Origin of the sequence: Streptomyces sp. Ag82_O1-12 (assembly GCF_900182715.1) — a bacterium.
GTDB classification, from domain to species: Bacteria; Actinomycetota; Actinomycetes; order Streptomycetales; family Streptomycetaceae; genus Streptomyces; species Streptomyces massasporeus.
Genome location: NZ_FXUW01000001.1, coordinates 1,741,230 through 1,755,197 on the forward strand (window position 1 = coordinate 1,741,230; position 13,968 = coordinate 1,755,197).

Here is a 13,968-nt window from a genome sequence, read left to right on the forward strand (position 1 = left end):
CGGAGGGCATCAGACCGAGACGCGTGACTCCGCCGCGTCCCTGGGTGCAGGGAGTTCCACCGGGCCCGGCTCGCAACTCATGACCCGCGGCAACCGCAACGCCATCACCGCACCGAGCAGCAACAATCCCGCACTCACCAGCAACGTCACATGCAGCCCGTGCACGAACGCGTCCCGGGCGGCATGCCGCAGCGCGGCACCGGCGGACCCGCCCAGCTGCGCGGCGACCTCGTACGCCTCCCCCAGCGAATGCCCCGCGGAGGAGGACGCCGACGCCGGAACCCCGTGCACCCCGGACAGCCCCGGCGCGTACGCCGCGTTCATCACCGTGCCGAGCAGCGCGATCCCGATCCCCGCCCCGAGCTGGTACGACGTCTCCCCGATCGCCGCCGCCCCACCGGCCTGCTCCTGCGGCGCCTCGCTCAGCATCGACTCGTACGCCCCGAAGAGCGTCGTCTCCAGCCCGAAGCCGAGCAGGACGAACCCGCTCACCATCAGCGCACAGTCGTCGGTCCGGCCCAGCGCCGTCAGCAGCACCACCGCGATCGCCGTGAGGCAGAACCCGGCGCACACCATCCGCCGCGGCCCGAACCGCCGAAGCAGCCGCGCCCCGGCCAGCCCGGCCGCCATCGCCGCGAACGTCAGCGGCAGCAGCCGCAGCCCGGTCTCCAGCGGCGACAGCCCGAGCACCAGCTGCAGGTACTGCGCCGCGATCAGTTCCAGACCCACCAGCGCGAGCATCGCCAGCACGATGCACCCGACGGACGTGCTGAACGCCGGCCGCGCGAACATCGTGAGGTCCACCAGCGGATACGCCCGCCGCCGCTGCCGCCGTACGAAGGCGACCAGCAGCGCGGCGCCCACCACCAGTGACGGCACGGTGAGCAGACTGCCCAGCGACTCCCCGCTGCCGAGCCGCTTCACGCCCAGCACGACACCGAACAACCCGACCGCCGCCATCAGCGCGCCGACCACATCCCAGGGACCCCTGCCGTCACCCTTCGACTCGGGCAGCAGCAGCCGTCCCACCGGGAGGCTGACCAGCATCAACGGAATGTTGACGAGGAACACCGAGCCCCACCAGAAGTGCTCCAGCAGGAAGCCGCCGAGCAGCGGACCGACCGCCGCGCCCACCGCGGCCACGGCGCTCCAGATGCCGATCGCGAGCGCCCGCTCGCGCCGGTCCGGGAAGACCTGCCGCAGGATCGAAAGGGTCGCGGGCATGATCATCGCGCCGCCCACGCCGAGCAGCGCCCGCGCCACGATGAGTACCTGGGCGCTGTCGGCCAGGGCCGCGAGGCCGGAGGCGACGCCGAACAGCGCGTATCCGAGGAGCAGGACTCTTCGGCGGCCGATGCGGTCGCCCAGCGTGCCGAACAGGATCAGCAGCGAGGCGCAGACCAGTGGGTAGACGTCGACGATCCAGAGCAGCTCGATTCCGCCGGGCCTCAGGTCCTCGGTGACGGCGGGGACCGCCACGTGCAGCACGGTGGCGTCGACGGCGACCAGCAGCAGGCTGACGCAGAGGACGACGAGCACCACCCAGCGGTTGGCACCGGCCCCGGCCGCCCGACGGCGCAGCGCAGCGGCGGCCGTGGTCGTCCCGGACATGTACGTACCTCCCAGATGTTCCTCGCGATCGGCGGGCTCACGGGGTGGGGGACGCCCCCGCGACTCGGCCGGAGAGGAGCGGTGGTCCCCGGCCCGCGCAAACGAAAAGCGAGTGACACGTCAGAGTACGCGAGTCCTCGACGGAGACCAGTGGCGGACCTCTCACACCTCCGGCGGAAGGATGTGGCGTACGCCACTCCCTCCCACCTCGTCCACGCCCCGGCCGGCCGGGTGGTTCCGGCCCGGGTCGATAATCGGGCGCGTGACGGATCTTGAGACGGGCGCGGCTCCGACCCGCGCCGGGGCGCTGCGCCGGGCGGCCCCGGCGCTCGCCGGATACGTGGCCGTCCGCGCCCTGGGCCTGCTGGCCCTGTTCCTGTGGAGCGCGGCGCGGGACAAGAGCGCGTACACGCTGCTGACCGCTCGCTGGGACGCGCTCTGGTACGTCAGGGTCGCCGAGCTCGGCTACGGCTACGAGGTGCGGCTGGCGAACGGGGACGTGCACTCGAACCTGGCGTTCTTCCCGCTGCTGCCCTGGCTGGAGCGGTTCGTGGCGGCGGTGTCTCCGCTGTCGTACGCGGACGGCGGGTTCCTCGTGAGCGTGGTCTCCTCGCTCGCCGCGGCCTGGGGGATCTTCGCGGTGGCGGACCGTGTGTACGGCCGCCGGGCCGGGGTGTGCGCGGTGCTGCTGTGGGCTGTCCTGCCGGTCGGGATCGTGCAGTCGATGGCGTACAGCGAGTCCTTGTTCACGGCGCTCGCGGCGTGGTCGCTGTACGCGGTGCTGACCGGCCGCTGGGTGACGGCGGGCACGCTGGCCCTGTGCGCGGGACTGACCCGTCCGGTGGGACTGGCCGTGGTGGCCGCGGTGTGGGTGGCGGCGCCGGCCTCCTTCGCACGGGACAGGCGTGCGGCCGCCGCGGGTGCCCCCCGGGACACGTTGGACACCCCCGACGCCCAGGGCATCCCGCCCGGCCCGGAAGCCTCACCCGCCCCCGGGATCCGGCTCCGGCGGATCCTCGGCATGGTCCTGGCCCCGCTCGGCGCCGTCGGCTACGTGCTCTGGGTCGGGCACCACACCGGCAAGGGCCCGCTGGGGTATCTGGACGTCCAGGCCGGATGGCGCAACGGCTTCGACGGCGGCTGGGCATTCGCCCGGTTCGTCGCCGACAAGTTCACGTCGTTCCCGGCGGCTCTGGCCGGCGTGGGGCTGATCATCGGGGTCGCGTCAGTCGTCTGGCTGTATGCGACCGGAGTACGTCAGCGCCAGCCGCTGCCGCTGCTGGTCTACACGGGGGTCGTGACCGCGCTGGCCCTGTGCGCGTCGAGCTACTTCGGCTCGAAACCGCGTCTTCTGCTGCCCGCCTTCCCCCTGCTCCTGCCTCTCGCGCGGGCCTTGGCCGGAGCGCGTATCCGCAGGTCAGCGGCGGTGCTCGGGGTCGTGGCGGTGGCATCCGCGGTGTACGGGGCGTTCTGGCTGAACGGCTCCGGTCCGCCCTGACCGGCTGTGAGCGCCAGGGGAATTCCGCGCCATGCCCCGGTGAACGAATTCAAAAGCGCAATAAAACCCCCATCCGGAATGATCAAAGGAATTGAAGGCCGCAGCGGCCGACGATTGCAGATTCGCTGGAAATAAACCTCCTCCTGAGAGGAATCCCACATCACATCGTCATCACAAAGCCGTTGATTCGCCCGGGATCTGAGCTCACTCGCTGTAACGTCGATTGGGTGCGTACCGAACCGAAGCTCACCCGTCTGGACCGGGTGTTCGCCCGGCTGGACCGTGAGCCGGAACGACCGGCCCACATCGATGTGCCGAAGATGAGCAGGCACCGCATCGTGCTCTTCGCGGCGACCCTGGCCTTCTACGGCGCGATCGTGTGGGCCGTGGTGATCACGTCCTGGCTGGTCCGGCTCGACTGGCAGGTCATGTTCTTCCGCCCGTACCAGCAGTGGTCGGAGATCCACTGGTTCGTCGACTACTACGTGGTCCTCGGCCAGCGCGGCCCGACCGCCGTGATGGTCGCGGCGTGGCTGGGCTGGCGCTCCTGGCGGCAGCACACCCTGCGGCCGCTGCTCGCGCTCGGCGTCTCACTGCTGCTGCTGAACATCACGGTGGGCGCCGCCAAGTACGGCATGGGGCGTCTGGGGCCCCACTACGCGACCACGATCGGCGCGAACGAGATGTGGCTCGGCGGCGATATATTTCCGAGCGGTCACACCGCGAATGCCGTGGTGACCTGGGGAATCCTGGCCTACCTGGCGTCCGGCGCGAGAGCGCAGCGCTGGCTGTCCGCCGTGTCCGCGGTGACCTCGCTCGGCGTCGGGATGGCCACCGTCTACCTCGGTACGCACTGGCTGAGCGATGTGCTCCTCGGCTGGACCGCGGGGCTGCTGATCCTGCTCGGTCTGCCGTGGTTCGAGCCGCTGATCGCCCGTGCCGAGGACGCGATCTTCGACCTGCGCGACCGCCTGCGGGCCCGCCGCCGCACCCCGGCCGTCCCGGCCGGCGCGCCGCCCGTGCTGGTCACGCCGGTGCCGGCCGACCGCGACGACGTCGCGGCCCACTCGCCCCGGACTCCGGCCTACCTGGCGCCGGGCCCGCACACCACTCGCTCGGAGCGCACCCCGACCACCCCGGCCGGCAGTCGTCGCCCGCCGCACCCGGAGCGCCACCCCCGCGGCTCGACCCCGTCCGCCCGCCCCGTGACGGGCGGCTGACCACGGGACGGCGCGCACCCCGTCCGGCATGGCTAAGGCCCCGATTCCGCTGCGGAACCGGGGCCTTAGCCGGGTCTCAGCCCTTCCAGGCCCGCGCCACCCGGCCGCCCTTGACCTCGAAGTTCAGCCGGCCCACGCGGTACTCCATGGTGATGATCGCCCCGGACGGCAGCGCGCGCACCGTCGGCCAGCCGCGCTCACGCGCGAGGTGTTCGGCCCGGCCGGCCTCCAGGCCGACGTAGGTGTCCGGGCTGTCGTCGGGTTCCGTGGGAGGTGTCGGAGTCGGTGCCATGCCGCCACGCTATGTCCTGCCCGGCGAGCGCGGAAGTCCGGGGCCCCGGGCGGTCACTGTCCGCCTCCGGTCACGCTTCTGTCACAAGATCACGACAGGAGTTTCGGGCGTCCCCCGTCACACGGACGAGCGGTTCCGTACGCCTTCCGCACGCATTCGATCGCAATTCCCGCGTGTCACATGAGCTCATGGAAAAGCCCGGCGGAAAGTGCCGGGAGAAGTGCCGGTGAGGCCCCATTCCTTTCCGGTGCCGCACCGGCCCGGCGGCGTCGGCGCGGTACGGGAAATGCATGGCTTCGGCACCGAGAGGCCGGTACGCCCCCTGTCGGAGCGCGCGGTGACGCGAGCATCATGGCGTGAGCTCGCGGGCATGTGAGGCGCGGGCTGCGGGCCCGGCACGCGATGAGCGAAGGGGCGAGCGAGCGATGGGGACGCAGACCGTACAGGCCGTGGCGCCCTCCGAACCGCGCACGCGGCACGGACGGGTGGTGGTCGACTGGCTGACGACGACGGACCACAAGAAGATCGGCCATCTCTACCTGGTCACGTCGTTCCTGTTCTTCCTGATCGCCGGGGCGATGGCGCTCCTGATGCGCGCCGAGCTCGCCCGCCCGGGCCTGCAGATCATCGACCACGAGCAGTACAACCAGGCGTTCACGATGCACGGCACGATCATGCTGCTGCTGTTCGCGACGCCGAGCTTCGCGGGCTTCGCCAACGAGCTGATGCCGTTGCAGATCGGCGCGCCCGACGTCGCCTTCCCGCGGCTCAACATGTTCTCGTACTGGCTGTTCCTGTTCGGCGGGCTGATCGTGCTCGGCTCGCTGCTGGTGCCCTCCGGGCCCGCCGACTTCGGCTGGTTCGCCTACGCCCCGCTCAACAGCGCGGAGCGCTCGCCGGGTCTCGGAGCGGATCTGTGGATCATGGGGCTCGCGTTGTCGGGCTTCGGCACGATCCTCGGCGCGGTCAACTTCATCACCACGATCATCGGGATGCGCGCCCCGGGCATGACGATGTTCCGGATGCCGATCTTCGTGTGGAACACCCTGTTCACGTCGATCCTGATCCTGATGGCGTTCCCGGTGCTCGCGGCGGCGCTGCTGGTGCTGGAGGCGGACCGGCGGTTCGGCGCGCAGGTCTTCGACGCGGCCAACGGCGGGGCGATCCTGTGGCAGCACCTGTTCTGGTTCTTCGGTCATCCCGAGGTGTACATCATCGCGCTGCCGTTCTTCGGCATCATCACGGAGATCATCCCGGTCTTCAGCCGCAAGCCGCTGTTCGGCTATCTGACGCTGGTCGGCGCGACGATGGCGATCACCGGCCTCTCGATGATCGTGTGGGCGCACCACATGTTCGCCACGGGCGCGGTGCTGCTGCCGTTCTTCTCCTTCACGAGCTTCCTGATCGCGGTGCCGACGGGTGTGAAGTTCTTCAACTGGGCCGGCACCATGCTCAAGGGCTCGCTGTCCTTCGAGACGCCGATGCTGTGGGCGACGGGCTTCCTGGTGACGTTCCTGTTCGGCGGGCTGACCGGGGTGATCCTGGCGTCGCCGCCGATGGACTTCCACGTGACGGACTCGTACTTCGTGGTCGCGCACTTCCACTACGTCGTCTTCGGCACGGTCGTCTTCGCGATCTTCGCCGGCTTCTACTTCTGGTGGCCGAAGTTCACCGGGAAGATGCTGGACGAACGGCTCGGCAAGATCCAGTTCTGGGCGCTGTTCGTCGGCTTCCACACCACGTTCCTGGTGCAGCACTGGCTGGGCGCCGAGGGCATGCCCCGCCGGTACGCGGACTACCTCGCCGCGGACGGGTTCACCGCGCTCAACACCGTGTCGACGATCGGTGCGTTCCTGCTCGGCATCTCGACGCTGCCGTTCCTCTACAACGTGTGGAAGACCGCCAAGTACGGCGAGAGGGTCGAGGTCGACGACCCCTGGGGCTACGGCCGTTCCCTGGAGTGGGCGACCTCGTGCCCGCCACCGCGGCACAACTTCACGACGCTGCCCCGGATCCGCTCCGAGTCGCCGGCGTTCGACCTGCACCATCCGGAGTACGCGGCGGTGACTGCGCAGCCCGAGCCAAAGCGCCATCAAGCCGGTCCCGAGTCCTCCTGATCGCCTCGACCAGCTCGACCGGCTCCAGCACCTCGAAGTCGAAGCCCAGCATCACCACGTGGATGACCATCACGTCGAGGCTGCCGGCGCCGCAGCGCAGCAGACAGGTGTCCGCGCTCTCCGCCTCCAGCACCCCGGCGGAGGGCGAGATGTTCTGGACGGCCTCCTCCAGGGGCGCCAGGAGCCGCACGAGGGCGTGAGCGGCGTACGCGCGCGTGGAGACGCCCTGGGAGACGTAGGCGGCCAGGTCCTCGGCCGGCGGGTCGCGCGGCACGAAGCGCGGCCCGTGCGGGGGCCTGGGCGTGATGCGGTCCGCGCGGAACGTACGCCAGTCGTCGCGGTCGAGGTCCCAGGCGACCAGGTACCAGCGGCGTTCGGTGCACACCAGGCGGTGCGGCTCGACGCTGCGGCGGGTGGAGGTGCCGTCGTGGCCGCGGTATTCGAACCGCAGCCGTTCGGCGTCCCGGCACAGGTGCGCGAGATCGGTGAGCACGGCCGGGTCGACCGAGGAGGGCAGCGTGCTGCGCAGCATCGGCACGGTGACGGCGTTCAGGGCGCTCACGCGGCGGCGCAGCCGGTTCGGCAGCACCTGCTCCAGCTTGGCGAGAGCGCGTACCGAGGTCTCGCCGATGCCGTCGATGCCCTGTCCGGCGGCGGTGCGCAGTCCGACCGCCACGGCGACGGCCTCGTCGTCGTCCAGGAGCAGCGGCGGCAGTTCGGCTCCGGCGCCGAGCTGGTAGCCGCCGCCGGTGCCGGGGCTGGCGTTGACCGGGTAGCCGAGCTCGCGCAGCCGGTCGACGTCCCGGCGCAGGGTTCGGGCGCTGACGCCGAGCCGGCCGGCCAGGTCGGCGCCGGACCACTCGCGGTGGGCCTGGAGCAGGGACAGCAGACGCAGCAGGCGGGCCGAGGTCTCCAACATGGGGCGAGTCTGTCAGGCCTTGCGGACAGCCGCTGTCCTCAAGGTGCGTAGGCCAGTTGCGGGACGGTGAAGCAGGTGCGGTTCATGTCCCCCTGCCCCACCCAGCCCTTGCCGTCCTGCCAGCGGGCCACCGACAGGCAGGTCCGGCTGGTCTTCGGCGGCTCGGGCAGGCGGTCGAAGCGGACGGGGAGCAGCAGTCCTCCGGCGGTGTAGCCCTGGCTGCGGTTCATGTGGGCGTCGACGCACGCGCGCGTGATGCCCGTGGCCGCGCAGGACGTCGCGGCGTCCGTGAACCACCGCGCGGCGGCCCATCCCTCCAGCTGCCACTGGGAGTGCGTCTTCAGGCCCTTGGTCGCCTCGCGGAACTCCCGTACGGCCGGGTTGCCGGTGTCCTCGAAGTTGCGGCTGGCGCCGGTCGCCCACAGGGCGTTGCGGCAGCGCGGGGCGTCCTTGTAGTCGTCGGCGACGGTGGACGTCCAGTTCTGCACGTTGGTCACCTTGGCGGTGACGTGGGCGCCGGCCTCGTCCATGGCCTGGCAGAGCCGGGCGTTGCCGTGCCCGTCGATGGCGTCGAACACCAGGTCGGCGCCCTGTTCCTTGAGGTCGGCGGCGACGGCGCGGAAGTTGGGCAGGGCGAAGTCGACCTGCTCGGTCACGACCTTGTAGCCCTCGGCGCGCAGGCCGCGCTCGACGAGCCGGGCGTAGGCGGCCGAGGCGGACTGGTTGTAGGAGACGACGGCGGCGGTGCGGGCGCCGTGCTCGCGTTTGAAGTAGCGGTAGACCTCGGTGCCGCCGTACAGCTTTCCGTCCCAGCCCGGGGTGCCGTCGCGGGGGGCGAGGCTGCCGTAGATGCCGTAGAGGTGCGGGTAGGTGTCGTAGGCGGTGCCGATGGGCTGGCCGCCGATGTCGGGGACGCCCGCTCGGGAGACGCGGGAGGCGCCCGCGTAGTCGAGGGCGGTGGTGGCGACCAGGGCGACGACCTCGTCCTCCTCGACGAGTTTGTGCACGCATTCGTTGTTGCCGACGCCGCTGCCTCCGTCGTCGCAGGTGCGCACCTCGACCGGGCGGCCGTCGATGCCCCCGCGCGCGTTGAGCCGGTCGAAGTAGGCCCGGGCGCCGTCGCGCGGGCCGGTGAAGGCGCTGCCGCCGACCGGGCTGGTGGCGCTGGTGATGATGCCGACCCGCAGGGGCGCGGACTCGCGGGGCGCGGGGGTGCGGTCGTCGTGCTCGAAGTCGCTCTCCGGGAGCCGGCTGCCGCAGGCCGCGCTCAGGGCGAGCAGCAGCGCCGCGGCAATGGCCTCAGCAGCCCGGGATCGGTGACGCATTGCCGCTCAGTTGCACCAACGCGCACAGCGTCTTCGCGGACACCTTCCAGGTGCCGTCCTGCTCGACGGCGCTGCCGGAGGCGTCCGGCAGGGCGGTGGCGCCCTTCAGCGTGAGCGTGTACGTCACGTCCGCGCCGGTCGCCGAGGTGAACGCGACCTTGGTGACCTTCGCCTGGACCTGTCCGCCGCGCTTGTCGCCGCTGAAGGCCTGGAGAACCGGGCCCATCCGGTCGCCGTTCTCCAGGACGGCCTGCTTCTCCTCGGTCGAGGTCTTCGGGTCGAAGAACTTCTGCCAGTTCTGCCGAATCTCCGCCTCCGCCGCGGCCCGGTCCGCCGGCGCGGAGGCCGGGGCGCTCGTGGTCCGCTCCGCGGTCGGGGTGGGAGGCGTGGACTCGCTGCCGCCGCCGCTGTCGTCGCTGCAGGCCGCCAGGGCCGGGGCGAGAGCGAGGACCAGGGCGGCGGCGATCGCCGTACCCCGGCCCGCGGTGCGTGGACCCCCCGTCGCGTTCCCCCGCTTGAGGTCGCTGCCGAGAACCATCTGGCTCACCACCGGGTGTCGGTCCGGGCCATGTGCGCCCGGTGCTTTCAGGGTCAGCTTCCACAGGGCATAGTGCAAGCGATCGGCGGACTTGAACAGGCAGCCCGACGCACGCACAGCCGAATCCGACGTGTGGGAGCCAGCGATGCGGACCAGCCGACTGCGGACCGTGCATCCCGTCCTGTGGGCCGGCTGGGCGGCCCTGGCCGCCGGCGCGGTGCTGTGCGTCGTCGGCTGGTACGGAGTCTCCGGCGAGCGTTACGCCGAACGGCAGCTGCCCTACCTGGCCTCCTGCACGATCCCCGGCGCCGCGCTGATCATCGCCGGGGCGGTGCTGCTGGCCCGCGGCCGGGAGTCGATCGCCGCCCGGCGCGTGGAGGAGCTGTACGGCCTGCTGGTGGAGGACGGGCCCGCCGGGCCGGAGGAGGAGACCGGGCGGGCCGCGCTCGCGCCGCTCGCGGTCAGCGGCGACCTGCTGATGGTGCCGGGCGGCACGCTGTGGCACCGCGCGGACTGCCCACTGGTCGCGGGCAAGGCGGAGGCGGTCCCGGTCGACTCCAAACTGGTGGCCGGCGGCGAGCTGGACCCCTGCCCGATCTGCGAGCCCGCCGAAGAAACCGACTGATGTCCTCGCTGACGTACGACCTCACGCTCGCCGGGCTCTCGGTCGGCAGTGCGGCGGCGCTGACCGGGATCGGCCTGATCGTGACGTACCGCGCGACGGGCGTGCTGAACTTCGCGCACGGCGCGATCGCGATGGTGTGCGCGTACGTGCTGCGGCAGTGCGTGGTCGAGTGGGGCTGGCCGCTGTGGCTCGGGGCGTCGGTGACGCTGCTGGTGCTGGCGCCGGGGCTGGGTGTGCTCCTGGAACGGTTCGTGTTCCGGCCCCTGGCTGTCCTGGGCGGTGATCCGGCGCAGACGCTGGTGGCGTCCATCGGGGTGTTCGTGCTGCTGGTGGGCGGGGCGGCGCTGGTGTGGGGGCAGGGGGCGCGGGACGACGCGCCGGTGCTGGTGCCGGACGAGCCGTGGGGGCAGCTGGCGGTGGTGCTGGTGCTGGCCGCCGGGGTCGCGGCGGTGGTCCGCCGGACGCGGTTCGGGCGGGAGCTGCGGGCCGTGGTCGACGACCGGCGGCTCGCCGAGCTGGGTGGCATCGACGCGGATCGGGTCGCGGCCACGGGGTGGGCGTTCGGCTCGTTCACGGCCGGTCTGACGGGTGTGCTGCTGGCGCCGTACGTGCGGCTCGACCCGTACGGCCTTTCGCTGCTCGTGATGGAGGTCGTCGCGGTCGCGGTGGCCGCCCGGATGCGGAGCCTGACCGTCGCGGTGGTCGTCGCGCTGGGCATCGGGGTGGCGCAGAGCCAGCTGACCCGGCTGCACCCGTCGGGCTGGGCCGAGCCGCTGCTCCAGGCGGCCGGCACGAATCTGTTCGTCGTCGCGCTGCTGGTCGCGGCCCTGGTCCTGCCGGGCGTCGGGGAGCGGGACGCGCTGCCCCGCACGGCCACGGCGCGCGTGCCGACCCCGCCGGGTGCCTGGATCGTGGTGCTCGTGCTGTTCCTGCTGCCGCTGGGGCTCGCCGGCCGGGACCTGCACACCTCGGTCCAGGTCCCGGCGCTGGCCGTGATCCTGCTGTCCCTGGTGGTGGTCACCGGCCGCGGCGGCCAGATCTCGCTGGGGCAGGCGGCGTACGCGGGCCTGGGCGCCCTGTTCACGGCCCTGCTGGCGGCGGGCCGGTTCCCGGGGCTGCCCGCGTTGCCGGAACTGGCCGCCCTCGCGGTGGCGGTGGTCCTGGTGGCGCCGCTCGGTCTGCTGACGGGCTGGCCGGCGATCGGCCGCCGGGGCCTGGCGCTGGCGCTGGCGACGTTCGCGGTCGGCGTGGGGGTGAGCCGCTTCGTCTTCGCCCAGCCGTACGTCACCGCGGGCCTGTCGCTGGGCCGCCCCGCGGGCTTCGACGGGGACCGGGCGTACTACGTCCTGGAGCTGCTGCTGCTCGCGGTCGCGCTGCTGGCGGCGCACACGCTGCGCCGGGGGCGGACGGGCCGGGCCCTGGCGGCGATGCGGGATCACGAGCGGGGCGCGCAGGCGGCGGGCGTCGGCGTGCCTTCTCTGAAGCTGCTGGCCTTCGTCGCGGGCGCCGCGCTGGCCGCGCTGGGCGGTGGCATGCTCGGCATGGGTCTGCGTGCGTTCGACGCCGCCGCCTATGACCCCGTGCGGGGCCTGCTGTGGTTCGCGGCGGTGGTGGTGCTGGGCGCCGACAGCACGCTCGGCGCCCTCGCCGCGGCGGCTCTCCTGGTCGGGCTGGACGCGGGCACCCGCGGCGGGTTCGCGGCGGCCCTCATCGGCATCCTGGCGATCCTGGTGGGCCGGTTCCCCGGCGGCCCGTACGAGGCCCTGCGCACGGCGGCGCAACGCCTGCGGCCGCGCCGCGCCCCGGCCCTGACGGCGGCGGGCGCCCGAGCCCGCGGGAGGCTGCGCCCGGCGTCGCCGGAGACGGCCCGGAGGACACCGGTGCCGAGCGGCGCGACGGGCGTGACAGGCGGGACGGAGGGCGCGGGAGCGGGGGGCCGACGCGAACTCCGGAGCGACGCGAGCGGTTCGGGCCCACGGAGCGACGCGAGCCGTTCGGGCCCCAGAGGCGACACGGACCGTTCGGGCCCATGGGGCGACGCGAGCCGCTCAGACCCCCAGCGCGACACGAACCGCCCGGCCCCCCAGCGCGACACGAACCGCTCCGAGTCCCGGCGCGACACGGACCGCACGGACCGCACGGACCGCACGGACCGCACGGACCCCAGAGGCGACACGGACCGCACGGGACGCGGCCCGTCGGGACGCGCCGTCACCCACCTGTCGAGCAACGGCGGCCACCCGTCGGCCGGAGGGCACGAGAGGGGCCCCGAGCCACCCGACTCCTCCGCAGCCGCCAGGCCGGAGGCGACGCCCGAGGCTTCCGGGCGCTCCTCCGCCACCCGGGCCGACGCGGCCCTCGGCCCCTCTTCTGGCCCTCGGCGGCGCCCGGCGGCGCCCGGCGGCGGCGCGCCGCCGTCCACGGGACCGGCCACCGCCGCCGCCCCCGCCCGCCCCCTTCTCACCGCCCGCCACCTCCACGCGCACTACGGCCGCTTCACCGCCCTCGACGGGGTGGACCTGGACCTCTCCCCCGGCCGGATCACCGCAGTCGTGGGGCCCAACGGGGCCGGGAAGAGCACCCTGTTCCACTGTCTGGCCGGGACGCTGCGGCCCGCGCGCGGGGCGGTGCGGCTCGGCGGGCGGGACATCACCGCGCTGCCCGCCCACGCCCGCACCCGGCTCGGTGTCGCACGCACCTTCCAGCAGCTGGCCGTCTTCCCCTCGCTGACCGTGGCCGAGAACGTGCGGGTGGGTGCCGAGCAGGGGCGGGTGACCGACCCGGGCGCCGTGGAACGCACCCTGAGGCTGCTCGGCCTCGACGGCCCCGTGCGCGCGCTGCCCGCCGCCGGGCTGCCCACCGGGACGCTGCGCCGCGTCGAACTGGCCCGGGTCCTCGCGGGCGGCCCCCGCGTCCTCCTCCTCGACGAACCCGCCGCGGGTCTGGACACCGCCGAGGTGTCCGCACTGACCCGGGTCCTGAAGGCGCTGGCCGCCGAGGGCACGGCTCTCCTCGTCGTGGAGCACGACCTGGACCTGGTGGCCGGTCTCGCCGACGTCGTGCACGTGATGACCGCGGGCCGGATCGTCGCCTCCGGGCCGCCCGGACGCGTCCTGGACACCCTGGAACCGGAGGCCGGCCGATGACGACCGTCGCCCTGCGCCACGCGCGCGTGCGCTACGGCCCCCTGGAGGCCCTGCACGGCATCGGCCTCACCGCCCCCGGCCCGGGCCTCACCGTGCTGCTGGGCCGCAACGGCTCCGGCCGCACCACCGCCCTGCGCGCCCTGGCGGGCACGGTGCCCCTGTCGGGCGGCGCGGTGCTGTGGGACGGCGCCGACGTGACCCGCGTACCCGCCTACGAACGCGCCCGGCGCGGCATGTGCCTGGTGCCGGAGCGGCAGGCCGTGTTCGGCTCGCTCACCGTGCGCGAGAACCTCGAACTCGTCGCGCGCGACCCCGCCGTGGCCCTCGACGCCTACCCGCAGCTGCGGCCCCTGCTCCAGCGGCGGGCGGGCACTCTCTCCGGCGGGGAGCAGCGGATGCTCGCCCTCTGCCGGGCGCTGCTCGCCCGCGCGCGTGTGGTGCTCGTCGACGAGCCCGCCCAGGGCATGTCGCCCGCGGTCGCGGCCCGGACGTACGCACTGCTGGGCGCGCTCGACGCGTGCGTGGTGGTGGCCGAACAGCGGCTGCCGCCCGCTCTGCGGGGGCGGCCCGCGATCGTCTACGAACTGCGCCGCGGGGCCGTCGTGTTCGCCGGGGAGGCGAGTGAGCTCGACGGGTGATCCGGGACGCCGAGACCCCGCCCGGTCGGTCGACCGGAC

General features: G+C 73.2%; 10 protein-coding genes and 1 pseudogene. 6 read left to right on the top strand and 5 right to left on the bottom strand.

Annotated elements, in window-relative coordinates; all coding sequences use genetic code 11:
* Positions 1-9 precede the first annotated feature (9 nt).
* Positions 10-1,611 (bottom strand): MFS transporter, encoded by a 1,602-nt coding sequence (locus QOL88_RS08045; RefSeq protein WP_097215765.1) that lies wholly within the window; start codon positions 1,609-1,611, stop codon positions 10-12.
* A gap of 262 nt (positions 1,612-1,873) precedes the next feature.
* Here QOL88_RS08045 and QOL88_RS08050 point away from each other — a divergent pair, with 262 nt between their 5' ends.
* Together QOL88_RS08050 and QOL88_RS08055 are read left to right on the top strand one after the other, a co-directional pair.
* On the top strand, positions 1,874-3,109 hold the full coding sequence (locus QOL88_RS08050; RefSeq protein WP_097215766.1) for a putative hexosyltransferase: 1,236 nt from the start codon (positions 1,874-1,876) through the stop codon (positions 3,107-3,109).
* Positions 3,110-3,336: 227 nt separating this feature from the next.
* Positions 3,337-4,329, top strand: coding sequence for a phosphatase PAP2 family protein (locus tag QOL88_RS08055; protein WP_097215767.1), 993 nt, complete (start codon positions 3,337-3,339; stop codon positions 4,327-4,329).
* 76 nt (positions 4,330-4,405) lie between these two features.
* On the opposite strand, the gene QOL88_RS08060 is transcribed toward QOL88_RS08055, so the two are convergent.
* Positions 4,406-4,621, bottom strand: coding sequence for a proteinase inhibitor I78 (locus QOL88_RS08060; protein WP_097215768.1), 216 nt, complete (start codon positions 4,619-4,621; stop codon positions 4,406-4,408).
* A gap of 425 nt (positions 4,622-5,046) precedes the next feature.
* Here QOL88_RS08060 and ctaD point away from each other — a divergent pair.
* Positions 5,047-6,732 (top strand): annotated as a pseudogene (gene ctaD, locus QOL88_RS08065) (aa3-type cytochrome oxidase subunit I); the annotation flags it as partial.
* Here ctaD and QOL88_RS08070 read toward each other — a convergent pair.
* Genes QOL88_RS08070 through QOL88_RS08080 form a run of 3 tightly spaced genes read right to left on the bottom strand, consistent with a single transcriptional unit; the run spans position 6,617 to position 9,520 of the window.
* Positions 6,617-7,657, bottom strand: coding sequence for a helix-turn-helix transcriptional regulator (locus QOL88_RS08070; RefSeq protein WP_107426735.1), 1,041 nt, complete (start codon positions 7,655-7,657; stop codon positions 6,617-6,619). The pseudogene ctaD and the gene QOL88_RS08070 overlap by 116 nt on opposite strands.
* A 38-nt stretch (positions 7,658-7,695) precedes the next feature.
* Positions 7,696-8,982, bottom strand: a complete 1,287-nt coding sequence (locus QOL88_RS08075; RefSeq protein ID WP_097215770.1) for an ABC transporter substrate-binding protein — start codon at positions 8,980-8,982, stop codon at positions 7,696-7,698.
* The gene (locus tag QOL88_RS08080; protein ID WP_179878799.1) at positions 8,957-9,520 is read right to left on the bottom strand and encodes an MTB12 C-terminal domain-containing protein; all 564 of its coding nucleotides are present in this window, start codon (positions 9,518-9,520) and stop codon (positions 8,957-8,959) included. Before QOL88_RS08080 ends, QOL88_RS08075 begins: the two co-directional genes overlap by 26 nt.
* A gap of 145 nt (positions 9,521-9,665) precedes the next feature.
* Here QOL88_RS08080 and QOL88_RS08085 point away from each other — a divergent pair, with 145 nt between their 5' ends.
* Genes QOL88_RS08085 through QOL88_RS08095 form a run of 3 tightly spaced genes read left to right on the top strand, consistent with a single transcriptional unit; the run spans position 9,666 to position 13,929 of the window.
* Positions 9,666-10,145, top strand: coding sequence for a hypothetical protein (locus tag QOL88_RS08085; protein ID WP_097215771.1), 480 nt, complete (start codon positions 9,666-9,668; stop codon positions 10,143-10,145).
* On the top strand, positions 10,145-13,291 hold the full coding sequence (locus QOL88_RS08090) for a branched-chain amino acid ABC transporter permease/ATP-binding protein (protein ID WP_097215772.1): 3,147 nt from the start codon (positions 10,145-10,147) through the stop codon (positions 13,289-13,291). Before QOL88_RS08085 ends, QOL88_RS08090 begins: the two co-directional genes overlap by 1 nt.
* Complete coding sequence (locus QOL88_RS08095; protein ID WP_097215773.1) at positions 13,288-13,929, top strand: ATP-binding cassette domain-containing protein; 642 nt, start codon at positions 13,288-13,290, stop codon at positions 13,927-13,929. Before QOL88_RS08090 ends, QOL88_RS08095 begins: the two co-directional genes overlap by 4 nt.
* The last annotated feature ends 39 nt before the right edge of the window (positions 13,930-13,968 follow it).